This window comes from Lysinibacillus sp. NPDC096382 (genome assembly GCF_044762845.1).
Classification (GTDB): Bacteria; Bacillota; Bacilli; order Bacillales_A; family Planococcaceae; genus Lysinibacillus.
In genome coordinates this window covers 272,241-294,975 of record NZ_JBIWFC010000002.1, presented here as the reverse complement: position 1 = coordinate 294,975, position 22,735 = coordinate 272,241, and the positions used below count along the sequence as shown (strand labels likewise).

The following is a 22,735-nucleotide window of genomic DNA, read 5'->3' as shown; positions in this document are numbered from 1 at the left end:
TGACGTTTTATACTATTTTTTGTATTATATTGAAGAAAAGAATGCCCGGACTAGAACGGGAGAGGTTCATAGCAAATACCCTCTATAAAAAACTATGGAAACATGACAATATGCCATGTCCATATCGGACGTGGTTTTTTTTTATGTTTTTACTTATGTTTTAGTAGAATGATTGGTACTGCCTCTCTTGAAAAGTGTTGGGAAACATTTTACAAGGAGGTTTTTTTATGTCTTGCCGAAGCCGTGAAAATGGATTAAAGGATTGGACTTATTGGTACCAAGGCACACAATATTCGTTAAAAAAAAATAAGAAGAAAGCAGCTCTTTCTTAGAGTGCTGTTCTCGATATAAGGGAGTTTTTATAGATGAAGCAGGAAAAAGCAATTGTTGTATTTAGTGGAGGTCAGGACAGTACAACCTGTTTGTTCTGGGCAAAAGAACGTTTTGAAGAAGTTGAGGCTGTTACTTTTGATTATGGTCAAAGGCATCGTCTTGAAATTGAATGTGCGAAGGAGATAGCACGGGAGCTCGGAGTTAAGCATCACATTCTTGATATGTCACTCCTGAATCAGCTTGCTCCGAATGCATTGACGCGACAAGACATAAAGGTAGAAGACGGAGAAAATGGTGAGCTTCCATCGACCTTTGTACCTGGCCGAAATCTTCTTTTTCTTTCATTTGCGGGCGTTTTAGCGAGCCAAGTAGGAGCTAAGCATATTGTAACTGGCGTTTGTGAAACGGATTTTAGTGGATATCCGGATTGCCGAGATGTTTTTATTAAATCCTTGAATGTAACGTTAAATTTATCGATGGATGATTCCTTTGTGATTGATACACCGTTGATGTGGCTGAATAAGGCACAAACATGGGAGCTTGCCGATCAATTTGGAGCACTTGAATTTGTTCGGGAAAGAACGTTGACTTGCTATAATGGTGTAATAGCAGATGGCTGTGGTGAATGCCCAGCATGTAAACTGCGAAATAAAGGGCTTGATGAGTATTTGAGCTTCAGGAAGGAGTCTTAAAGCATGTCAGACTTTATAATTGTCGATAAACTCCAAAAAATAGATGAAGATATTCAAAGAAATCAATTGAACTATCATGCAAAGCGTGTACTCATAAGCAAAGAATTTACCTTCGATGCTGCTCATCATTTACACAATTATGAGGGGAAATGTAAAAACCTGCACGGTCATACGTATCGCGTAGTATTAGGACTGAGTGGATACACAGATGAACGCGGTTTGATGATTGATTTTGGCGATATAAAAGCAATATGGAAACAAAAAATAGAAATTCATTTGGATCACCGTTATTTAAATGAAACGCTTCCACCCATGAATACGACGGCAGAGAACATTGTTGTTTGGATTTACGAAAAGTTAACTGAGGCCTTGCTTGATAAACAAAGATATAACGGTGCTCGTGTAGAGTTTATCAGGCTATATGAAACTCCGACAAGCTATGCAGAAGCTAGACGGGAGTGGATGGAAGTTGAGTAAGGTACCTGTTATCGAGATTTTTGGACCGACGATTCAAGGTGAGGGAATGGTCGTTGGCCAGAAGACTATGTTTGTGAGAACTGCAGGCTGTGATTATTCCTGTTCTTGGTGTGATTCATCGTTTACGTGGGATGGTAGCGGAAAGTATCTTATCGTCCAAATGACAGCAGAAGAGATTTGGTCTGAGTTGAAAAGCCTTGGAGGCAGTGGTTTTTCATTTGTCACGATTTCAGGCGGCAATCCTGCACTCCATCAAAATTTGGAAGAACTCATTGCAATTTTAAAAGAAAATGACATAAAGGTCGGGGTAGAAACACAGGGAAGTAGGTGGCAAAAATGGATGTATGAGATTGATGAACTGACAATCTCACCAAAGCCACCTAGTTCTGGAATGACCACAGACTATTCGGTGCTCTCTGATATCTTCGAAAAGCTTAAAAATCGAAATAGTAATCACCATATATCTCTCAAAATAGTCGTATTTAATCAAGAGGATTACGATTATGCTAAACAAATTCACCATCGATATCCAATGATTCCTTTTTATCTTCAAGTCGGTAATGATGAGCTAACGTCGACTGACAATTCACGATTAATACTACATTTATTGGATAAATATCATGCACTGATTGATAGAGTGATTAATGATGAGGAATTCAGAGATGTCAAAGTACTACCACAGTTGCATGCCCTTGTTTGGGGGAATAAAAGAGGTGTATAGATAGTGTGTCATTACAAGAAATTGTATGGTGTTATCATTATTCATTAGGCTTCCATCAGATACGTGGTGTGAAAGTATAGGCAAATTTTTTATTAAAAGTGAGTTATAAGCTGAAACTATTTTAAATAGTGAATTCTTATTTAATGTCACACATTATATGTATAGAAATTAAAAGGATAGAAGAGCTTAAATAAATTCGCTCTATCTATCCTTTTTTACCACAGATATGACCCTATTTACTACAACAATTAAATCAATCGAATGTTGCAGTAATTTAAAAGAAGCTTATATCAATTATTAATTGTACATTAAGCCTATTTCTTAAACTTCTAAGTAATAAAAGATATAGGTTGTTTTCTAAAAGATTGTTGCTATTCAACTAACGAGGCAAGTTAATGAAAGGGAGTATTATTTTCCACTACAAATAATGGTACAATTTGGGTAAGAGGTGAGGTGAATGAGTCTTATTCTTTTTGCTTTTATTCACCTACTCATAGGATTAGTATTAATTTACTTTTATCGTAAATTACCAAAAGCAATAACTACATTTGCATTTGTCTTTCTTACTATGAGTTTTTTTACTGGGGAGTCGTTTTATTAAAGTAACGGGGCAATTATTTTTTTCATTCGGATTAATGCACCTGGCGATTGCTTTATTCATTCCTAATTTAACAGGTTGGGGTGACCCTCCTGGTAAACTTACGACAGTTCTAAATGAAATAATTGGATGGGTTCCTTATACATTAAGTATTATATTATTTTCAATTGATGCTTTGATTCTTATTTATGATTTATGGCAAACAAGACAAAGTGAAAGAAGTTAATTTTTATAGAAAAATGTATTGATTAAATAAGGAACTCAATCTTCATTATAGTGCTAACGGGGAAGTTTTGGTGAATAAGATTTTGTAAACGAGATGGAGAGGAATTGATATTTATGCTTTTGCTTGTCGTACCGTTATTAGGAGTTTTGTGGTTTTTAAATTTCACTACTTTTTTGAAGAATTTAAAGAATGGAAAAAGTACTCATAACCAAAATGTTATAGGAGCACTCTTAACTTTTATCTTTATCTTTTCTCTAATGTACTGCTATGCTGGAACCCATTAAATAAAAAAGATTGTGAACCATTGACTTAATTAACGGGGTGCTTTAGTTGAAAAGAGACAGCAATCACTGTCTTTTTTTACTACTTAAATAATTCAAAATGAGCTGTAACCCATTTGTTTTCGTTGTCTGAAATATACTGTTCAGCAAGAATCAGTCTTTGGATAAGTTCTTGTTTTGATAGTTTCATATACTTTCTATGAAGAATATCAAGGTTACGGTCGGGTTTTAGTTTCCTGAAATAAATGTCCAAATCTAAGTTGTTCTGCGGTTTATTTACTTTGCTATTTTCTTTCAAAGGTTTTACTATGAATTTTAATCTACTTTCAGCCCGTTATTAACAGGGATAGAAGGTTCTCAGTTGTTATTTATAACGGGATTTTTAAACATTTTCGTGATTGGTCATACTCTCGTTTATGGTGTCTTTGATAGGAGTTGAAATCGGACTTAAATTTTCACGTGTTGCTTTTTTGATGAACACACCAGGATTCTTCACTTTCGATGGTGCCTGATGCATTATCAATAATATTTCCAAGGTTCGTTTTCTCCCCACGACAGAGAAGATTGATAACATCTCATCAGTAGGAAAAGTAAGAGTAACTGCTTGATACGCCAGTTTCACTAACACTGTTTCATCGACTTCTGGTTTTATAGCACCTATCTGTTCAGCCTCACTAACTGGGATCACTTTATTATCCGATTCAATAACTATCCAACCTTCTTTATCACTGCCTGACCGTATCTAAAGTTTAATAGTTTCTTCGTGTTTACCTAATAAGTCAGCCACTTCTTTTACTTTATATTCTTTCAAGCGATTGCCTCCAAACAGAATGTATGTTTCAAGGATGTACGTTTTATTTTACCGAAACAATTAATTACTACGGATATTACTTATATAGGGTATATGTGGTAGTAAATGAGGTCGTTTAGGGTCTAACAAATAAAAAAAGTACACCACTATATATAAGTGAAGTACTAATTGTTTAATATAATGTGTGACATTAAACACAACCTCTTGAAATTACTGTTTTATATACATTCACTTGTCTTTAATTTTACAGAGTAGCCTATACTTTTTTTGTGCGCCCCAACATGTATGTGATCTATAGAGTATATATTTGAATCGTGGGACAGCAGTAGTAACTAGCCAAGTGCAAGAGTTCACACGGCGATGCGGAATCTGAAAAAAGTATCTAGTCTTAGGAACACGAACTTCATTTTGTATCCTCTTAGTGATAATTAACAAAATTGAATTTTCACAAATAATAAAAATTCCTACCATTTTATCTACTTTCCTATCTACATTTGTGTTAACTTATTATTAATATAAGTTAACTCAAATAGAAAGAGTAGGAGGCAATGACATCAAGTATTTAAAAAGTAAGATGGAGGAATAAAATGATCCGAAAGTTTTCTACATATGATCTTGCCCAGATTTCATTGCTAGCTTGTCTTATTATCGTTACAGGCATGTTTAAAATTCCAACAGGTTTTCCTGGGTCTGACTTTCAATTATCAGCACCTATTGCAGTTGCGATTGCAGCGGTATTTGGATTTAAGCGATATTTTCTAGCGGGGATTATTGCAAGTATAATCTTATTTTTACTAGGTATACACTCGATCTTAAATGTGGAGATCTCATTCATTTTTCGATTGACTGTAGGCCTACTTATTGTTTTATTTGGGACTTCAATTCCGGTACTTGTTTTGGCAGGCCCAATCGGAACAACGATTGCTAGATTTGGTTTGGCTTTTACGTTAGGAACTCCATTGTTACCGTTAGTAGTTTTGGCTATTCCAGGCATGGTAATCACAGCTGTTAGTGTTTATCCCATTACGAAAATGTTACAGACAATAAATAGGAAAGTAGCAGGTAATAATCATGTTAAAAACGTGTTATAGCATTCGAATGCGTGCGGCAGAAAGAAGCCCTGAACTAGGGGAAAAGCATATATCTGGTGGTGAACGGATAGGTAGTAAATCTCAGATAGAGCCAATTGTAAAGCAGTTATTGAACAAAGCAAGTAATCATTCGCGTGGAGATGCTGACTTTATACAAATTACCGTTGAAAAAATTGCGCATGATCAGATACAGTATTTGCCACCATTAGAAATTACGACAGTTGAGGCCGATTCAATTGAAAAAGCCCATAGTGAAGCAAGAAAGATACTAACCTCCTTAGGTGTTTCGGAACATGCATTGAATGTTGCTTTTCATCAACTTGATAGTCATCAAAACCTCCGTGGGGCGATCATTCTAAATAGTAAAAGCGGCTTACGGCTTGACGATCGGGGGGAGAAGGGTGTTCGTGTATCACGAATCGATTGGCAGGATGCTAATGGGGAGCTGAATGAGCGCGTCCGTGAAGCGTTGGCTCTGGCGACGAAAGTGGCAAATTCTCCGTTTACAATTGCAGAATTATGTTGGTCTGATGATCCAGATTACGTGACTGGATATGTAAGTAATCGTGCCATTGGTTATGTCAGAATTACACCGTTAAAAAGGGAAGGCTGCGAGAGCGGAGGGCGCATTTATTTTGTGTCAGATGAAGTTGAACTAGAATCTTTTATAGACTATTTAGAAAGCGTACCGGTTCTCATTAGGAGGGATTAAAAAATGGAGCATTGGTTTCAGCAGGAACTACAGTTAATAGAAGAGAAAGGATTGACAAGAAAGTTACGTTCGTTTTCAAATGGAAATGAGAGCGAGATCATCATGAATGGTAAGAAATTCTTGCTTTTTTCATCTAATAACTATTTAGGTCTTGCAACAGATTTTCGGTTAAGAAAGAAAGCATTTGAAGGTATTAGTAAATACGGTACAGGAGCAGGTGGTTCGAGATTAACAACCGGAAATTTCGTCATTCATGAACAGCTTGAATCTGAAATTGCGGATTTGAAAAAGACTGAAGCTGCCATTGTTTTCAGCAGTGGTTATTTAGCGAACATTGGTGTGATTTCGAGTGTGATGAAGGCTGGGGATATGATTTTTTCTGATGCTTGGAATCACGCGAGTATAATAGATGGTTGTCGACTTAGTACTGCAAAGACAATTGTTTATGAACATGCGGATATGGTAGATTTAGAGCATAAATTAAGGGGATCACGTGGAGATGGAAAGAAGTTTATTGTGACAGATGGCGTCTTTAGTATGGATGGTGATATTGCTCCACTTCCCGAAATAGTTGCACTAGCAAAGAAATACAATGCTTACATAATGATTGATGATGCGCATGCGACAGGTGTCTTAGGAAATGATGGCCGTGGTACTGCTGATTATTTTGGATTGAAAGATGAAATTGATTTGACAGTGGGCACGTTGAGTAAAGCGATTGGTGCAGAGGGTGGCTTTGTGGCGACGTCGTCCATTGCAAAGAACTATTTACTCAATTGCGCTAGATCTTTTATTTTCCAAACAGCTTTATCTCCAAGTGCGATTGAAGCAGCGCGAGAAGGAATCTTCATTATTCAACATGAGCCCGAACGAAGGGAACAATTGCTGAATAATGCTAAGTATTTACGTTTGAAATTGGTGGAATCGGGTTTTGTAGTTAAGGGAGGAGAAACGCCAATTATATCTCTTCTTATTGGTGATGCCCATGAAGCTATGCAATTTTCTGAGAAACTAATGGATGAAGGTGTTTTTATTCCAGCGATTCGACCACCAACTGTGCCAAAAGGGTCAAGCCGGTTGCGGATTACAGTGATGGCTACACATACAATGGAGCAACTCAATGTAGTCATAAATAACATTAAGAAAATAGGAAAAGAAATGGGTATTGTATCATGATCAAGAATGATACCGAGATAAATTCTTTTGATATAGAATAAATTGTTGTTGACTACTGCAAAATTCAAGATTAAAATCATCTTAATAAAACCCCTGATTCTTCTGCTTGGCGTAGAAAAATCAGGGGTTTAATTTATACCATTGCACGTTTTGTTATAAATGATTCAATGCTTTGACGCTCACTTTAACTGTTAAATCATGTTTTCCACCTGAATAAACGCCTTCAACAGGGCTTATATCGGAATAATCACGGCCAATGCATAAAATAATGTGATTTTCTAATACTTCTACATTGTTAGTTGGATCGAGACCAATCCAGCCGATTCCTGGTATCATGACTTCTACCCAAGCGTGGGTTGCAATATCACCGATTAAGGCAGAGTTTTCATCGACGTATAAATAACCGCTAACATAGCGTGCTGGAATTCCTTTAGCTCTTAGCACTGCAAGCATGACATGTGTGAAATCCTGGCAAACACCTCGCTTAAGGGAAAAGGCTTCGCTTGCAGTTGTCGTAACATCGGTTGCACCAGGAACGTATTCAAAAGTCGAGTATAAATATTGCATTAAATTTAATGAAAATAATACAGGATTTTCAGCATGACCAATTGCATGATAAACTTCCTCTAACTGATTTTCTGTCATAAACGTAAAATGTGTAAACTTTAAATAGGGCAAATAATGCTCATAAAACAGTTTCGAGTGAAAAATTGTCTGCATTTCTGGTGAATATTGAATGCGATGAATAAATGGTGCACGTTGAATGCTGACAATAGAGGTCGTTTGAATTTCTAGCACTTGATGCTGCTCAGGTATATAAAATGTACCAACCGTATTGCCCCATATATCTGTATGCTCACGCGTTAAAGATGAAGGAGTGATGGCAATTCGATAGGATAGTAAGCGCTGACGCTCATCGCCCCTTGGTTTTAAGCGGATTGTATTTAAGCTTTGATCGACTTCAGACTCATATTGAAAAATATTTGTATGTTGAATTTCAAATTTCATTGTGTCTGCTTCCTTTGGATTACTGACTTGCTTGCTGAAAGGGAGCTGTTGTTGATTCCTTTCAAGGTTGTACGCTGGGTTCATATAAATGATAAATTGTTGAAAATGTATTGCCAAAATCAATACATTGACACAATCTTTCCTCCATTAACAAAATAGTTTCCTCTAAGGTAATATTCCATAAATCTACATTCATCACGGCAAATAATAAACTCTTTAATGGGGTATGAAGCTCTAAAAATCTTGCTGAAAGAGGGTCGCTTTCTAAACAGATAAAAGCTTCTTCTAATTTTTCTAAGCAAAACATCACTGAACGTGGGAAATGTTTATCCTGTAATAAATATTGAATAACATAAAGTAAATTGGTTTGGCGATGCTTGCGTAAATAAGACTCCGTCGCCTCCGATAAATCAAGTAAAAACGATCCGTCCGCTTCTTTTAAAGAGATGGCTATTTCCTTATGTTGCTCCAGTATAATTAAAGCCATACGAATCGTCTTTTCTACACGTTCTAACCATTTCCCAACTTGCATGAAATAAAAGGGTAAATCTCGATCCATCGAGCCTTCGATAAGCCCCGTTACCGTCAAAGAAGTCTTTCGAACATTTTGTAAAAAAGAGTTTAGAACAATTAGTGGAATTGGTCTTTCACGTTTCAACATTTCTTGCTGTAATGATAAATAAAAGGCATTTTGCAATTCCCAAAGCTCAATGGGTATGCTATCTCGAGTTATACGGGCGTTTTCTCGAACTGCACGTAAAGTAGCATGGAGGGCATTGCAGTTATTATTAGAAAAGAGTAGATATTCGATAAGTGGATTGACTCGAATCGACTCATAAAAGGACATGTATTCTTCCTTCGAGGCACAAATATTTAACACCGCTTCCCAATGATCGATGTATTCATTTTCTTTGCCAGATTGCTCCAACATATTCAACAGCTGTACTTGTAATATATGTGCATTCGTTTGTGATCGTTCACTATATCGTGCCATCCAGTATAGTGCATCGGCTACTCGACTTAGCATACTGCAATTCCTCCTTTAATATCCATGTATCTTTTGCTCCTCCACCCTGGGAAGAGTTCACGACTAAAGATCCTTCTTTTAATGCTACACGCGATAAACCTCCAGGAAGCACATAAGTATCCTCGCCCTTCATGACATAAACACGCAAATCGACATGACAAGGATAAAATCTCCCATTCTGAAAAGCTGGTGCTCTAGACAAGCTAATTGTTGGTTGTGCAATGTATTGAACTGGGTTTTCCAATATTTTTTCTTTAAAAATAGCCATTTCTTCATCACTCGCATGCGGACCAATTAGCATATCATAGCCTCCTGATGCACTAACGTTTTTTATGACAAGCTCTCTCATATGCTCAAGGACCCAACCTCGCTGTCTATCATCAGCTAGATGATAAGTCTCCACATTACGTAAAATAGGTTCCTCTTTCAAATAATAGCGAATCATATCCGGTACATAGGCATACATCGCTTTATCATCAGCAACACCATTACCAACAGCATTTAAAATAGCAATATTTCCAGCTTTATAAGCAGCCATAATATGAGGAACTCCAAGTAAAGAATCCTCACGAAAAACAACAGGATCTAAGAAATCATCATCAATTCGACGATAAATAATATCAATTTGCTCTAGACCGTATATTGTCTTCTTATACACCTTATTATCTCGGACAACTAAATCTCGCCCTTCAACAAGCTGAATATTGAGCTGCTGTGCTAAAAAAACATGATCGTAATAGGCCGAATTATACATACCTGCTGTTAAGAGGACAGCTTTAGGTTCTCTATCTGGATTCATAGAAGGTGGACGATGAGCAAGAAGTGCCTTCTTCATAAAGGACATTTGTTTGTCGAGTGACTGGATCGTATGTTTAGAAAAAAATTCAGGATACACTTCCTTCATCACAGATCGATTTTGAAAAACATAGGAAATCCCTGAAGGATTGCGTAAATTATCTTCTAACACGTAGTAAACGCCATGTTCATCACGAATCAAGTCTATGCCTGCTAAAAAAATATGATTATCAATAGGTACTTTTACACCAAGCATTTCTTTATAATAATACCGATTGTTTTCAATGAGTTGTTTCGGAATAAGCCCATTCTCAAAAATGGACTGTTCATGGTAAACATCATGTAAAAAACAATTTAATGCTTTCACACGCTGCTTCATACCAGCTTCTATTACTTCCCACTGTTCATATGGAATAATAATAGGTATAAAATCAAAGGGCATTGTCCGCTCTGTTCCACCTTGTGCACCATATACGGTAAATGTAATGCCTTGTTTAAGGAATGTTGATTGTGCTTGCTGATATTTTTCATCTAATTGTTCCTTAGTGAAAGCATGGAGCTTATGGTGGAAAGACCGATAATGAGGCTTCGGTTGATTACCTTCGAACATCTCATCAAAAAACATACCAGATTCATAGAACTTCATCATATGGATCGCCCTCCGAATTTAAGTAGTCGAGAAAACGTGTTACACTTAGTAAGAATCAATATCGCCTTGGCGACATTGTAGTAAATGGGTACCAATTGAAAAGGCACCATATCCGCATTCATCTCATCACCTTTAGAGTAATGAAGATAAATACATATAAAAGGAGCAAATGAAATGACAATCATTAATTTAATGCAAGCGTATGAGCTAGACAAGCTTTCAAAATAGATTTTACTGATGAGGAGATTTTACGCACATTGCAAACAGGGGATGTATCAGTTTGGCAGGAAAAAGTACCAAACTATGAATTTTCCGAAACAATGGCACTTTACCAAGAAGGGGAGCAAATTTTCATAGATGCTCTGCACGGTAACTACAGTATCAAATATGTAACTTTGCCAGGCATTAAACGCTTATTGTATATTCGTCTCCAATTAGAAGAAGGAAAGGATTATCAATTATTAGAAACGGGAATCCAGCATTTAACTTGTGATGAGGAAGTTATCGCTAAACTTCAACATATGCTATCAACAAACTGGTCTCTAGCCAAACAAGTTGATGGGACGTATAGTATTTTTGTAAAGTAACGGTTTTCATACCGAAATCGACAAAAATCCAAATAATTCCACGTGTATTGTGAGAAGAATCGACACGTACAGTTACCCATCTTTTTATTTTTCGAATCGTCTCAGAGCATTTAACTCACTAGATTTAAATATTCATTTTTTTTGCTCTTTATACCTAAAAAATGAAACTTTCATAAAAACTTTTAAAAAAGGTGATTTTCTTTCTAAAGAGAATCATCTTTTTTATTGTCCATAAAAGGAACGTTTGTTCTGAGTTGTGAGAAAGAGCATTTTTTTCACTATAAAGTTCCCAAATTTATATTTGGGAACGTTTTTTTGTGGTAAAATAGAGAAAATAGAGGTGATTTTATGGAAAAGACAAAGCTTCCTAAAATAATGAGAGATTTCCTTGTTTATTTAACGACGATTAAAGGGAAGTCTCATCGCACAAGAAAAGAATATGAATATGATTTGACATTGTTCTTCCGTTTCTACATAGCAATTCAGAATGATCATGAACTATCAGATTTAACGAAAATAGATATTTCAACTATTTCAATAGAAGAAATTCGCGAAATGACACTAGAGGATCTTTATTTATTTATGGAATATTGCGAGGTGCAGCGAGGGAATTCAGCTTCTGCGAGAGCGCGTAAAGTAGCAACGTTAAAATCATTTTTTAAATATTTAAAAGGGAAACGACGTCTACTAGAGGAAAATCCGGCAGATGAATTAGAAACGCCAAAAATAGGACGGAAAAAGCCTATCTATATGAACATTGAGGAAGCCACGCAATTTATCGATGGCATCCAGCCAAATCGTGCTTCACCGAGGAATTATTGTATGATGATGTTTTTCTTAAATTTAGGGATTCGTGTGACGGAGCTTTGTCAGCTAAATAGGTCATCTATACAAGGTCGCTACTTAACGGTTGTTGGTAAAGGGAATAAGGAGCGGACAGTATATTTGAATGATAGCTGCATCCAGGCACTTGCAGACTATGATAATAGCGGAAAGGCTGCATATAAAGGAGGGGACGAGGAGCCTCTTTTCGTCTCACAAAAGGGAACACGCTTCACCCGTCAAACCGTTGCAAAAATCGTTAAACAAATTAATCAGCAATCGGGACTTCAAAAAGAACGCCTGACACCGCATAAGTTACGGCATACTTCCGCGACAATGATGTATAAATCTGGGGCAGATATTCGAAGTCTCCAGCATATACTTGGCCATTCAAGTGTTGCAACGACACAAATCTATACTCATATTGAAGATGAAGAGCTACAACATGTACTCGAAAATAATCCGTTCAATATTGTTCGTACTAGAGAACATTTCATTGAATAAAATAGGCAACTAAAAAAGCCGATTTTCCTTACTTGTAGGAGTCGGCTTTTGGTTCTATTATCTGGTTGTTAGCTTCCATTCCATCAATAGAGTTTGTTTGCTCAATAAACTGTCTTTCAATTGGCGTAAATTCGTGATGTAAACGAGTAATTAAATATAAATCAACGAATCTAAAGGTTGATGGTACATCTAAGTATTGTTCAATGTTGTATCGTCTTGCTATACGTTTAGAAACTAAAGTAATTCCCATACCCATCATGGCAAATTGTAACAAAGTTTCTGGGTCTCCTACTTCAATTATTTCTCCCTGCGTAATAGTTAAATTCATACATATGTCTCGCAATATTGAAAGATACAAACAGTTATCAGATAGCACAAGTAAGTTTTTTTCACATATATAATCCTCGAAGATTGTACTCCGATCAATACCTTGACCTATGATAATCATTTCTTCAATAGCAACTTTTTTATACTTTATATTATTATTTTTTAATGTGCCAATCGTATAGGCTAGATCAATTTTCCCTAGCAGAATTTGATTTTCTATATACTCTGTTGAACCTGTTTTTAAGGTTACCGATAAATTAGGGTATGTTTGATAAAGCTTATTTAAAGCTTGTGATATTTGAGTTCCTCCCATTGAAATCATCGTACCAACTCGTAGTTTTTCCTCATGTTTTTTCATCATATTTTCTGTTTCTTCCCAAAAAAACAATATTTTCTTAAATTGATGATATAATTTTTCTCCATCTTTTGTTAGTGTTACACCTTTAGAATTTCGAATAAATAATTCTTGATTATAATGATTTTCGATTTTTTTAATTTTTGCCGTCATATTTGATTGTAGGTGATTCAATTTAGTGGCAGCAGCTGATATACTTTTCAATTCTGCAACTGACACAAATGCTTTCATGTTTTCAATATCCATTTCTATTCACATCCATCAAAAAAAGTGATAGGGCCATCATTAATTAACACTTAAAATGATGTCTTGTTTTCATTATACTTTGTAAAAGGATATAGAGAAACTTTTATTAGTGGAGTTTGTCATTCCTAGCTAGTCTTCAGCACGCTAAGTTTTGAGGTGGGAGTCTTTGTAGCCGTCGCTTCGATTTCGCTATAGATACATTACTGCCAGTTAATAGGAGGTATAGTTAATGGAAAATAGAATTATCAATGTAGGGATTATAGGTGGATCTTTGAATAATCAATGGGCAAGTCAAACACATATTCCAGCACTAAAGAACAATCCCTTCTACAAAATAACAGCAATTGGAACTTCCAATATTGTTACTGCTGAAAAAAGTGCTAAAATCCTAAAGGCACCTCATGCTTTTACAAACTATAAGGAATTAGCGCAATCGAAAGATGTTGACTTAGTAGTTGTAAGTATCAAAGTCCCTCATCATTATGATGCTGTACTAGCAGTATTAGAAGAAAATAAACATATTTATTGTGAATGGCCACTAGCTATTCATACGCAGCAAGCAGAAAAAATCGCTCAATTGGCAGAAGAAAGACATATTCATCATGCAATTGGACTACAAGGTAGGCAATCTCCAGAAGTTAACTATTTAAAACAAGCAATTCACAAGGGGGATATTGGTAAGGTTATTTCCTGTACTATGCAAGTTGCAACACAAGGAAAAGGTGGAATAACAGATGAAAAAGGCCGTTATCTATTACACGAAGATAATGGAGCAACCCTTCTTTCCATTAACGGCGGGCATTCACTAGATGTTCTCTGTTATATTTTAGGTGATTTTAAAGAACTATCTGCTACAATGAATGTCCACTATACCGAAGCGTTCGTACAAGAAACAGGTCAGTCAATAGAAAAAAATACAGCTGATCAAATATTGATACAGGGGACGCTCGTAAATGATACTTCAGCATCTGTACATATCCAAGGAGGGGTTTATCCTTCTTTTCAATTAGAAATTAGGGGCGAAAAGGGAGCATTTCGCTTAACACAGAAAAATTCCTATGGCCATATCCAATTTGGGAATCTTATCATTGAAAAAATGATCCATCCAAATAATTTGTTTAACTCTAAAGATATTTTAATTGAAGATGTAAAAATATCAGAACAAAATAATGACGCTATAAGTTATGTGAATCAAGCTTATACGATGTTGGCAAAAGATATTGTTGAGAGCAGAAAGCATATTCCCGATTTTAATGACGCTGTCAAACTGCATCGATTGTTAGATGTAGTTCGAAAATCTGCAAAGACTGGTAAACGAATATTCATAAAGCAACTATAAAAGAATATTTCACATTGTATAAAACATATACAGAAAAGGGAGTAAAAAAACATTAGTGGAGGAGATACAAATGAATCAATTAATAAACGATCATCTATGTGAAACAAGAAATAACTTAGTTGAGGAAATACAATTATTAAGTGATAGTCAATTCAATGCTAAGTCTGATGTTAATTGTTGGAGTATCGCCCAGGTTTGCCATCACTTAACTTTAACGGAAGAGTCTTTTATAAAAGTAATTGCATGGGGTTTAAAACAAGAGAATAGTCAGCAAAAGGAACGTAAAAATGTTCACCTTATATTAGATAGAACAACGAAAGTTCCAGCACCAGAATTTCTTGAACCTGCTAATGACTTTTTGACAGTTCAGCAAATCATTGCGCTGCTTGACGATTCTAGAAAGAAATTTACAACTTTCCTTGATACAATTGAAGATCCATCTCTATTAACAGAAAAAATCTTTAAACATCCTGTTCTAGGCGAATTACCCCTTGATCAATGGATAGAACTAGTTTATATTCATGAACAACGGCATATTGAACAAATAAAAGAAATCAAAGCACTCATCAAAGTTGAGCATTAATGACCTAATTGGAGATTGAATACAAAGAATGAAAAAAAGAAAAGCACGACATTATGTTAAAGAAATTATAATAGAAATTTTAAATTCAATCGTATTTGAAATAATTTGGAACATCTTAATTTTTATTCCTAGAATGAGTATTAGATTATTGAAGAATATATGATGAAGGTCCAATTTCTAGTGAGCAACAAAAGAGATTGATAAATAGACATAAAAAAGAAGGAAGGGGCAAAGAGCTTTCCTTCTTTTTGTATGCTTTATGGTATAATTATTATTATTTACTATTTTTAGGTAGGAGAAGTTATGAAGATTTATAAATCAATTTGTATATGATCGTTTATTTTACTCTTATCCGGGTGTAATGCATTTCAGCTAAAACAGCAGTATCCTCTTCAAAAGTAACGTCAGAGGCTGTAAAAAGTGAACCTGTTGTCCTAGATATCACTCAAAAAGAGAAAGGCCCAGAATCAGGAACCACTCACCCAATTGAGATTGATGAAGAGATAACGTCTTCATAGGTGAAAGTAAATCATACTTTACTTATGATGGAGATGTTCCATCACTGGTACTGAAAGCTTTATATACAAAATTCGAAATGTAGATAAAGAAACAAAAGTTGTAAATGGTATTTTAAAAAGCAACGAAAGATAAAGGTAGAGGTAGAATTACTTCCTTGAATTAATATGTGAAAATAGCGAGAGCCATTGTTTTGATCAATATCAAAACAATGGCTTGTGATATGTTTTTAATCAAACTATTTAGAAATACTTGACGAAATAAACCATCTGTTATATATTAAATAAAAATAAAAACAACTGTTATAAAACAGCTTGGTTTGGAGGAATTCTAATGTCAAAGTATCGTGATGGTTATGAATTTTATTGTGAGATGTGTGAGCGCTATGGTCTTGAGCCAATTTCATTCCGCTACTATTTGCTACAGTTATCACAGCAACAACTTTCAGCTTATAATATGCAAGCCAAACAATTAGGAATTTGAAAGGTTTGTAATTAAAGGATGTGGTTATAACGGAAGCCGACGTGAATATTTTATGAAATGCCCAGCCATACTAATTTAAATGGACTGGGCTTTTGTGCATTTGAAAGAAATATCAGAAAATTCATTGACGTGGCAAACCGTCTGTTATATATTATAATTAAAAATGTAATTCTGTTATACAACAAGATATGTCAATCAATTATCACAAGAACAATTAGAATATTATAATGAAACTGTACAATTGAAAGGAAGTTATTAATATGACAGATTATCGAAAAGGCTATGATTTTTACCGACAAGTGTGCGAGAAACATGGTTTAGAGCCAATAAATTTTTACTATTATATATTAAACTTATCTCAGGAACAATTAGATGCCTACAATGAACGAGCTAAAACATTGGGAGGTCAAATACAATATGAAATCTCTTAGCTTATAAAAATGCCTCACTGTCTTTATGTGACAGTAAGGCATTTTGACTTCATATCATAAATGAAGCAATTATTCAAGTGTAGTAAAATTACAGAAGATTCATATATTATAAAGATAACTAGGCTAAACATAACATATGAATAGCACTAAGGTAATTAAAGTAATCAAAAACTATCGTATTAAGTAAGTGAAAAGACCTTATTATTAGGGGCTATTTTATTGAAAACCATCAAATGTAGATTTGAATGGTTTGATATTTGGGTTGAATTAACTGCTTTTCTAAGACTATAATATAATTACATAAAAAAGGGCGATATCCCATAACCTTATACCCCGTGGAAATATAAAATAAAAGTACCAAACCCCTCTAATGAACGGAGAATGAAAATGATGAATATCACGCCTGATAGTATCAATCAAGTTAACTATAGTCTGAAAGAATTACAAGATATTTTTTCAGTAATGAATAGTTCAATCATTGTAGCAATTACAGATCGAACTGGGAAAATAACGTTTGTTAATGATCATTTTTGCAAAATATCTAAATACACCCGTGAAGAATTATTAGGGCAGGATCACCGTTTACTCAATTCAGGTTTCCATCCAAGATCCTTCTTTAGAGAGATGTGGAAAACTATAGGCAAGGGTGAGATGTGGAATGCCGAGGTGTGTAATCGAGCGAAGGATGGCAGCCTTTACTGGGTGAAGACAACGGTATTTCCTTTTCTTGATGACAATGGTAAACCGTATCAATATATTGCTATAAGGGTCGATATTACCGCACAAAAGGATATAAAAAAGATAACTCATATTGCTTATCATGATGAATTAACAGGACTACCAAATCGTCGTAAGTTAGAACAACGTTTAGAAAATGAATTTCATCAATCTCGACGTACAGGAGAGAAGTTTGCGTTATTTTTCATTGATGTAAATCGTTTTAAAAACATTAACGATGGACTTGGTCATATCATCGGGGATATGTTCTTAGTAGAAATGGCGAATCGTCTACGCAACGTTGATTATACATCAAATTCTATTTACCGCCACAATAGTGATGAATTTGTTATTATACTAAACGACGTTGACTGTATTGAGGACAAGGCTGATGAAATAATTAGCGTCTTTAATGAGAGTTTTGTTGTTAATTCATATGAATTTTACGCAAGTATTAGTATTGGAATTAGTACTTTCCCAGATCATGCAAACTCTCCTGAGGAATTATTGAAAAATGCAGATATCGCCATGTATGCTGCAAAATCTTCACGGGGTAATCAATACCGCTTTTATCGTCCAAATATGGAGGAAATCAACGATAAATGGTTATTACTTGAAACAAAGTTACATCAAGCGTTAAAAAAAGATAGTTTAGAATTACATTATCAACCGAAAATCAATTTAAAAACGAATACAGTGATTGGCATGGAAGCATTGCTTCGCTGGCATGACCCTGAACTAGGTTATATGCCACCGGATCGCTTTATTCCATTTGCTGAGCAATGTGGGCTCATTAATGATATAGGGGTCTGGGTGTTAAGGAAAGCATCTGCCCAGGTACGCACTTGGAATGAAGTACATAATTCAAACTTACGTGTTGCCGTAAACATTTCTCCGATTCATATTAGTACATCAGGCTTTGTTGAAATGATACATGAAGTTATAGCAGAAACAAAAATTGATCCGCAGTTTTTAGAAATTGAAATAACAGAAATGAGTATGCTGGATTATACCGAGGACTTAATTAATACAATTAAGCAATTAAAAGCACTTGGTATTACGATTTCATTAGATGATTTCGGGACTGGTTATTCATCGTTAAATTATTTAAAAACGTTCCCAGTAGATGTTTTGAAAATCGATCGTGCATTCGTCCGTGATATTGTGCCTGAAAAATCAGGCATAGCCATGATTTCAGCTATGATCTCTCTAGCGCATGCCTTAAATCTTCAAGTAGTAGCTGAAGGTGTCGAGGAAGAGGCAGAATTAAACGTACTACGTGAACATGGCTGCGAGTACGTACAAGGCTATTATTTCAGTAAGCCATTATCGGTAGAGGACTTTACACAATTGATAGTAAAAAGTAGATAGTTCTAGGTAGTTCAATATGGAGGATCTTGTCTTTAGTTTGGACAAGATCCTCTAAGTGTTTATGTAAAGGAAGGTTTAGAATATCTCGATATTTCCTATGTGCGGAGCTAACGTTAAAGTTTGGATCATCACCAAAGCATGTGGTTGATTTCCGTTCCGACTGGGCGCTTTCCTGGGGGCGTCCGATGAGCCGCTTCGCTTCGCTGCAGGGTCTCGGGCCAACACGATGTTGGTCACGAAGGCGTTATCACAGGATGTGATGCTTTTAGCCTTCGTTCCTCTATCGCTGATCCCCGAGGAGTCGCCCAGTCTCCACTCCAATCAACTATTTACATAGTAGACGTTTTAACAAAAGTCATCCACAACTTTTGGTGATGAACCTAAGGTTTTGAATTTTGCCTATGCTAAAATTTCATTTTCTATAAAGGAGATAATAACATGGTCCATTTCTATTTATCTGATTTGTTAAAACGTTGCAACTATAAATTGAATAAAACATTACTTATTCGTCATTCGCTAAAACATGAGCGTTTCATCAATGCATATCGAGATGGTTTTTTACGTGAATATACGCAAAAACAGCCACCTCATTTTTTCGATGCCTTTGATCATATCATTGTCTTTTCCTCAGATGAAGGGACGACATCGAAATACTTAACATCGTATGAAGTAAGACATGGAGAGCAACCAAATGTTTCCCCATACTGTTCGCCATTTTTGCTAGAGCCTTATAAAGATGATATCATGCATCCTTTATTTGAAATTTCAAATGATCCTTTACGTACATATGAAAGTAAATTATTTATAGAATGGGGTAAAGCCGCTGTGAAATGGTATCAAAAAGGGACAAATGAGAAAATCATTACACAGCTTGTAAATACGAGTCAATTTGTCTTTCCTGGATACGAAAACGTCCTATTAACATTTAATGAGTTAAAACAAATCATCGATGACCCTCAAACATATGCAGATTGGCACATTGCCTTAAGTTCAATCAATGCGATTTACGCAATTACAGATTGTTCTAACGGTAAAATTTATATCGGATCCTCATACAATAAAAATGGTTTACTTGGACGGTGGTCAGATTATGCCACAACGATCCATGGAGGCAATGAAGCATTTAAGCAGTTACTTGCGAAAAATACAACAGCAAATTTACAATTCCAATTTACAGTTTTAAAAGTGCTACCAAAAGATATAACAGCATTAGAAGCAATCGAAATTGAAAGTAGCTTTAAACGAAAGTTACAAACCATCCCTTTCGGCTATAATCGCAATTAACGGAGCAACAAATAATGAATTACAAATCAATTGCTAAAAAATACTATGTAATTGTGCTTGCTAGATGTAATTTCGTCTATAAGTAAAATAAATTTTCTAATATTTCCCGAAAAATAATCGTTTTAATATTTGAAATTATTGAACTGTTTTGCTAAAGTTATATAAAATATAAATTGTTGATGTGGCCAAGTAAGTAAGAATAGTGAAACAGAGAATATAGCAATTGCTGAGAGCTATATCACCGCTTCTTATCTGAACCCTACCACGGAGATGTTATGCAAACATAACCGAGTCGTTTTCGTTACAAAACGTTAGAGGGTTTTAAGGTTTTCTTAAAACTAAATCAAGGTGGTACCACGTTTAGTCTGCACAAAGACGTCCTTATTTGTAGGACAGCTTTGTGCTTTTTATTTTTTAGTGGCTAAAGTTGCAAAAATGGAGGAGAGAATATGACAACACAACAAAATGATTTTTCGAAATGGTACATCGAGACAATCCAAAAGGCAGACTTAATGGATTATACACCAGTACGTGGCTGTATCGCATTCAAACCAGACGGCTATGAAATTTGGGAATATATTCAGAAAGAAATGGACCGTCGTTTTAAAGAGACAGGTCATCGTAACGCTTATTTCCCGATGTTAATCCCTGAATCCTTCTTCCAAAAAGAAAAAGATCATATCGAAGGTTTCTCACCTGAGCTTCCTTGGGTAACAGAAGCAGCAGGCGAGAAATTAGAAGAACGTTTAGCACTTCGTCCAACTTCTGAAACGATGATTGGACATCTCTATTCGAATTGGATCAAAAGCTACCGTGATTTGCCGGTCTTAATTAATCAATGGGCAAATGTTTTTCGTTGGGAGAAAAAAACGCTTCCGTTCATTCGGACATCTGAATTTTTGTGGCAAGAGGGCCATACAGCCCATATTGATGAAGAAGATGCACGTCAAGAAACAATGCAAATGTTAACGATCTATAAGGAAGTAGTAGAGGGTTTACTTGCCATTCCTGTCTATGATGGACAAAAAACACCTTCAGAACGTTTTGCAGGGGCAGTCGATACATTTTCTATTGAAGCAATGATGAAAAATGGGAAGGCCGTACAAGCTGGTACCTCTCACTATTTAGGGACAAAGTTCGCTGAAGCTTTTGATATTAAATATTTAAACAAAGCTAATCAGCATGAATACGTACACACAACATCTTGGGGCACTTCCACACGTTTAATAGGTTCAGTAATTATGGTTCATGGTGATGAGCAGGGGCTTATTTTACCGCCACGAATCGCACCAACTCAAGTTGTCTTAATTCCTGTAGGACCATGGAAAAAGAACCCTGAAATTATAGAGAAACTAGATGACCTTTTTGCAGCCCTTAAAAAGAAGGGAATTCGAGTGCGTCTAGATGATTCGGACCAATCACCAGGCTACAAATTTAATGAATGGGAATTAAAAGGTGTACCAATTCGAATTGAATTAGGACCACGTGATTTAGAGAACAACCAGGCATTGTTAAAAGCACGAGATGAAGATGACAAGCAATCCATTGACCTGAATAACATTGTTGCAGCAATTGAGGCAGAATTATCAACAATGCAAACTCGTTTATTCGATAAAGCATGTAAATTCCGGGATGAAAACGCTCATATAAATATCGATACACTGAAGGATTTACAGCAGCATATTAACACTTCCAAAGAAAATGGATCTATTTCTGGGTGGATTCTTGCTGGATGGTGCGGAGATGATGCATGCGAGGAAAAAGTGAAAGAAGAGACAAAATATACTTCTCGTAACATTCCGTTTCATCCACCAACTACGAAATCTACTTGTATTTGTTGTGGAAATGAAGCAAAGCATACAGTTTGGTTTGCTCAGGCGTATTAAATAGTTGTCAAATTTGCTTTCAAACACAAGTATTCAACTATTGGAAATATGTCCATATTTCTAATCCATTATCTGACATCTTTTCTAACTCTTATTGTTTCGTTCTAACTGTTTCGATTTCGTCTGAACGATAGGCTGTTTTTTTATTTCATTGATGAAGGTGGTCATATCATCGACAAATATTATTTGCACGTGAATGGCTCGTCATACAACTTCTTGCTATTAGCCAAGAACCATTGTAACTTTCACTATCCTTTCGCTACAGGAAAATTAGTTACAATTAGATGTTTCTACGACGAGTAATCGATTGTCACTATCCTCGTCATAAAGGAGATGTCTCAAAATAGCTTTTCAGACATCTCTTTTTGTATTTTAGACTAGTTTGAATAGGAATGTTTGTTCTATAATAGATTTAACTTGAATCTAGACATTACAGTTTCCACAAGAATTTATGAAAAATCGTTCAATTATTGAACAACTTTGAAAGCAAGTTCGAAGGCAATCCCTATTTCCGATTAACAATGGAATGTCTTAAAAATGAAAAAGTATAGCCACTAAAGCTTATAGATGGAGACATGGAGTACTTGCTACAAATTTTCGTTTTATTGATTTCAACAAGGAACGTAGAGCAGTGGTGAACAGAAAATGAAAGCTTATGCTCCTTAGTACTAGGGGCATCTAACTCCA

At 35.5% G+C, this 22,735-nt stretch carries 20 protein-coding genes, 1 riboswitch and 1 other annotated feature; of the genes, 15 read left to right on the top strand and 5 right to left on the bottom strand.

Annotated features, from left to right (window positions below; genetic code table 11):
• Nucleotides 1–55: 55 nt before the first annotated feature.
• Nucleotides 56–102: riboswitch (PreQ1 riboswitch) on the top strand.
• A gap of 263 nt (nucleotides 103–365) precedes the next feature.
• Genes queC through queE form a run of 3 tightly spaced genes read left to right on the top strand, consistent with a single transcriptional unit; the run spans nucleotide 366 to nucleotide 2,223 of the window.
• Complete coding sequence (gene queC / locus ACIQZA_RS05205) at nucleotides 366–1,025, top strand: 7-cyano-7-deazaguanine synthase QueC (protein WP_402880436.1); 660 nt, start codon at nucleotides 366–368, stop codon at nucleotides 1,023–1,025.
• 3 nt (nucleotides 1,026–1,028) lie between these two features.
• Nucleotides 1,029–1,502 carry a 6-carboxytetrahydropterin synthase QueD gene (gene queD, locus ACIQZA_RS05200; protein ID WP_400938097.1) on the top strand — a complete coding sequence of 158 codons (474 nt, stop codon included), beginning with the start codon at nucleotides 1,029–1,031 and terminating at the stop codon, nucleotides 1,500–1,502.
• Nucleotides 1,495–2,223 (top strand): 7-carboxy-7-deazaguanine synthase QueE, encoded by a 729-nt coding sequence (gene queE / locus ACIQZA_RS05195; RefSeq protein ID WP_400938099.1) that lies wholly within the window; start codon nucleotides 1,495–1,497, stop codon nucleotides 2,221–2,223. The genes queD and queE overlap by 8 nt, the downstream gene beginning before the upstream one ends.
• Before the next feature lie 1,487 nt (nucleotides 2,224–3,710).
• Here queE and ACIQZA_RS05190 read toward each other — a convergent pair.
• Nucleotides 3,711–4,016, bottom strand: a complete 306-nt coding sequence (locus ACIQZA_RS05190) for a hypothetical protein (protein WP_400938101.1) — start codon at nucleotides 4,014–4,016, stop codon at nucleotides 3,711–3,713.
• A 710-nt stretch (nucleotides 4,017–4,726) separates the two neighbouring features.
• Between ACIQZA_RS05190 and ACIQZA_RS05185 the strand changes: the two genes are divergently transcribed.
• The 3 genes from ACIQZA_RS05185 to bioF are packed head-to-tail and all read left to right on the top strand — an operon-like array spanning nucleotide 4,727 to nucleotide 7,118.
• Nucleotides 4,727–5,230 carry a hypothetical protein gene (locus ACIQZA_RS05185; RefSeq protein ID WP_400938102.1) on the top strand — a complete coding sequence of 168 codons (504 nt, stop codon included), beginning with the start codon at nucleotides 4,727–4,729 and terminating at the stop codon, nucleotides 5,228–5,230.
• A complete protein-coding gene (bioW, locus tag ACIQZA_RS05180; protein ID WP_400938105.1) occupies nucleotides 5,211–5,942 on the top strand; it encodes a 6-carboxyhexanoate--CoA ligase in 732 nt (243 codons plus the stop codon). The genes ACIQZA_RS05185 and bioW overlap by 20 nt, the downstream gene beginning before the upstream one ends.
• A 3-nt stretch (nucleotides 5,943–5,945) precedes the next feature.
• Complete coding sequence (gene bioF, locus ACIQZA_RS05175) at nucleotides 5,946–7,118, top strand: 8-amino-7-oxononanoate synthase (protein ID WP_402880439.1); 1,173 nt, start codon at nucleotides 5,946–5,948, stop codon at nucleotides 7,116–7,118.
• A gap of 153 nt (nucleotides 7,119–7,271) precedes the next feature.
• Here the strand turns inward: bioF and ACIQZA_RS05170 are convergent, their stop codons facing one another.
• From ACIQZA_RS05170 to ACIQZA_RS05160, 3 genes are all read right to left on the bottom strand, one after another.
• Nucleotides 7,272–8,126, bottom strand: a complete 855-nt coding sequence (locus tag ACIQZA_RS05170) for a transglutaminase family protein (RefSeq protein ID WP_400938110.1) — start codon at nucleotides 8,124–8,126, stop codon at nucleotides 7,272–7,274.
• A gap of 61 nt (nucleotides 8,127–8,187) precedes the next feature.
• Nucleotides 8,188–9,153: an alpha-E domain-containing protein gene (locus ACIQZA_RS05165; protein ID WP_400938113.1), complete on the bottom strand. Its 966-nt coding sequence runs from the start codon at nucleotides 9,151–9,153 to the stop codon at nucleotides 8,188–8,190.
• Nucleotides 9,107–10,597 carry a circularly permuted type 2 ATP-grasp protein gene (locus ACIQZA_RS05160; RefSeq protein ID WP_400938115.1) on the bottom strand — a complete coding sequence of 497 codons (1,491 nt, stop codon included), beginning with the start codon at nucleotides 10,595–10,597 and terminating at the stop codon, nucleotides 9,107–9,109. Before ACIQZA_RS05160 ends, ACIQZA_RS05165 begins: the two co-directional genes overlap by 47 nt.
• 257 nt (nucleotides 10,598–10,854) lie before the next feature.
• Here ACIQZA_RS05160 and ACIQZA_RS05155 point away from each other — a divergent pair, with 257 nt between their 5' ends.
• A complete protein-coding gene (locus tag ACIQZA_RS05155) occupies nucleotides 10,855–11,184 on the top strand; it encodes a hypothetical protein (protein WP_402880441.1) in 330 nt (109 codons plus the stop codon).
• A gap of 348 nt (nucleotides 11,185–11,532) precedes the next feature.
• The gene (locus ACIQZA_RS05150) at nucleotides 11,533–12,510 is read left to right on the top strand and encodes a tyrosine recombinase XerC (RefSeq protein WP_400938120.1); all 978 of its coding nucleotides are present in this window, start codon (nucleotides 11,533–11,535) and stop codon (nucleotides 12,508–12,510) included.
• 28 nt (nucleotides 12,511–12,538) lie between these two features.
• Here the strand turns inward: ACIQZA_RS05150 and ACIQZA_RS05145 are convergent, their stop codons facing one another.
• Nucleotides 12,539–13,438, bottom strand: coding sequence for a LysR family transcriptional regulator (locus tag ACIQZA_RS05145; RefSeq protein WP_400938123.1), 900 nt, complete (start codon nucleotides 13,436–13,438; stop codon nucleotides 12,539–12,541).
• Nucleotides 13,439–13,667: 229 nt separating this feature from the next.
• Here ACIQZA_RS05145 and ACIQZA_RS05140 point away from each other — a divergent pair, with 229 nt between their 5' ends.
• The 7 genes from ACIQZA_RS05140 (at nucleotide 13,668) to proS (ending at nucleotide 22,048) form a co-directional block, all read left to right on the top strand.
• Complete coding sequence (locus tag ACIQZA_RS05140; protein WP_400938125.1) at nucleotides 13,668–14,777, top strand: Gfo/Idh/MocA family protein; 1,110 nt, start codon at nucleotides 13,668–13,670, stop codon at nucleotides 14,775–14,777.
• Nucleotides 14,778–14,847: 70 nt separating this feature from the next.
• Nucleotides 14,848–15,360, top strand: coding sequence for a DinB family protein (locus ACIQZA_RS05135; RefSeq protein WP_400938127.1), 513 nt, complete (start codon nucleotides 14,848–14,850; stop codon nucleotides 15,358–15,360).
• An 849-nt stretch (nucleotides 15,361–16,209) separates the two neighbouring features.
• Nucleotides 16,210–16,359 (top strand): hypothetical protein, encoded by a 150-nt coding sequence (locus ACIQZA_RS05130; protein WP_049665318.1) that lies wholly within the window; start codon nucleotides 16,210–16,212, stop codon nucleotides 16,357–16,359.
• A gap of 260 nt (nucleotides 16,360–16,619) precedes the next feature.
• Entirely contained in the window at nucleotides 16,620–16,790 is a 171-nt protein-coding gene (locus ACIQZA_RS05125; RefSeq protein ID WP_400938129.1) for a transcriptional regulator, read from the top strand.
• A gap of 387 nt (nucleotides 16,791–17,177) precedes the next feature.
• Complete coding sequence (locus ACIQZA_RS05120; protein ID WP_400938131.1) at nucleotides 17,178–18,878, top strand: putative bifunctional diguanylate cyclase/phosphodiesterase; 1,701 nt, start codon at nucleotides 17,178–17,180, stop codon at nucleotides 18,876–18,878.
• Nucleotides 18,879–19,316: 438 nt separating this feature from the next.
• A complete protein-coding gene (locus ACIQZA_RS05115; protein ID WP_402880444.1) occupies nucleotides 19,317–20,162 on the top strand; it encodes a GIY-YIG nuclease family protein in 846 nt (281 codons plus the stop codon).
• 167 nt (nucleotides 20,163–20,329) lie between these two features.
• Nucleotides 20,330–20,548: a binding site (T-box leader), on the top strand.
• 63 nt (nucleotides 20,549–20,611) lie between these two features.
• Nucleotides 20,612–22,048 (top strand): proline--tRNA ligase, encoded by a 1,437-nt coding sequence (gene proS / locus ACIQZA_RS05110; RefSeq protein WP_402880446.1) that lies wholly within the window; start codon nucleotides 20,612–20,614, stop codon nucleotides 22,046–22,048.
• The last annotated feature ends 687 nt before the right edge of the window (nucleotides 22,049–22,735 follow it).

Coding starts and splice junctions, on each gene's coding strand:
- queC (WP_402880436.1), top strand. CDS start 366: ATGAAGCAGGAAAAAGCAATTGTTGTATTTAGTGGAGGTCAGGACAGT.
- queD (WP_400938097.1), top strand. CDS start 1,029: ATGTCAGACTTTATAATTGTCGATAAACTCCAAAAAATAGATGAAGAT.
- ACIQZA_RS05185 (WP_400938102.1), top strand. CDS start 4,727: ATGATCCGAAAGTTTTCTACATATGATCTTGCCCAGATTTCATTGCTA.
- bioW (WP_400938105.1), top strand. CDS start 5,211: ATGTTAAAAACGTGTTATAGCATTCGAATGCGTGCGGCAGAAAGAAGC.
- bioF (WP_402880439.1), top strand. CDS start 5,946: ATGGAGCATTGGTTTCAGCAGGAACTACAGTTAATAGAAGAGAAAGGA.
- ACIQZA_RS05170 (WP_400938110.1), bottom strand. CDS start 8,126: ATGAAATTTGAAATTCAACATACAAATATTTTTCAATATGAGTCTGAA.
- ACIQZA_RS05165 (WP_400938113.1), bottom strand. CDS start 9,153: ATGCTAAGTCGAGTAGCCGATGCACTATACTGGATGGCACGATATAGT.
- ACIQZA_RS05160 (WP_400938115.1), bottom strand. CDS start 10,597: ATGATGAAGTTCTATGAATCTGGTATGTTTTTTGATGAGATGTTCGAA.
- ACIQZA_RS05150 (WP_400938120.1), top strand. CDS start 11,533: ATGGAAAAGACAAAGCTTCCTAAAATAATGAGAGATTTCCTTGTTTAT.
- ACIQZA_RS05145 (WP_400938123.1), bottom strand. CDS start 13,438: ATGGATATTGAAAACATGAAAGCATTTGTGTCAGTTGCAGAATTGAAA.
- ACIQZA_RS05140 (WP_400938125.1), top strand. CDS start 13,668: ATGGAAAATAGAATTATCAATGTAGGGATTATAGGTGGATCTTTGAAT.
- ACIQZA_RS05135 (WP_400938127.1), top strand. CDS start 14,848: ATGAATCAATTAATAAACGATCATCTATGTGAAACAAGAAATAACTTA.
- ACIQZA_RS05130 (WP_049665318.1), top strand. CDS start 16,210: ATGTCAAAGTATCGTGATGGTTATGAATTTTATTGTGAGATGTGTGAG.
- ACIQZA_RS05125 (WP_400938129.1), top strand. CDS start 16,620: ATGACAGATTATCGAAAAGGCTATGATTTTTACCGACAAGTGTGCGAG.
- ACIQZA_RS05120 (WP_400938131.1), top strand. CDS start 17,178: ATGATGAATATCACGCCTGATAGTATCAATCAAGTTAACTATAGTCTG.
- ACIQZA_RS05115 (WP_402880444.1), top strand. CDS start 19,317: ATGGTCCATTTCTATTTATCTGATTTGTTAAAACGTTGCAACTATAAA.
- proS (WP_402880446.1), top strand. CDS start 20,612: ATGACAACACAACAAAATGATTTTTCGAAATGGTACATCGAGACAATC.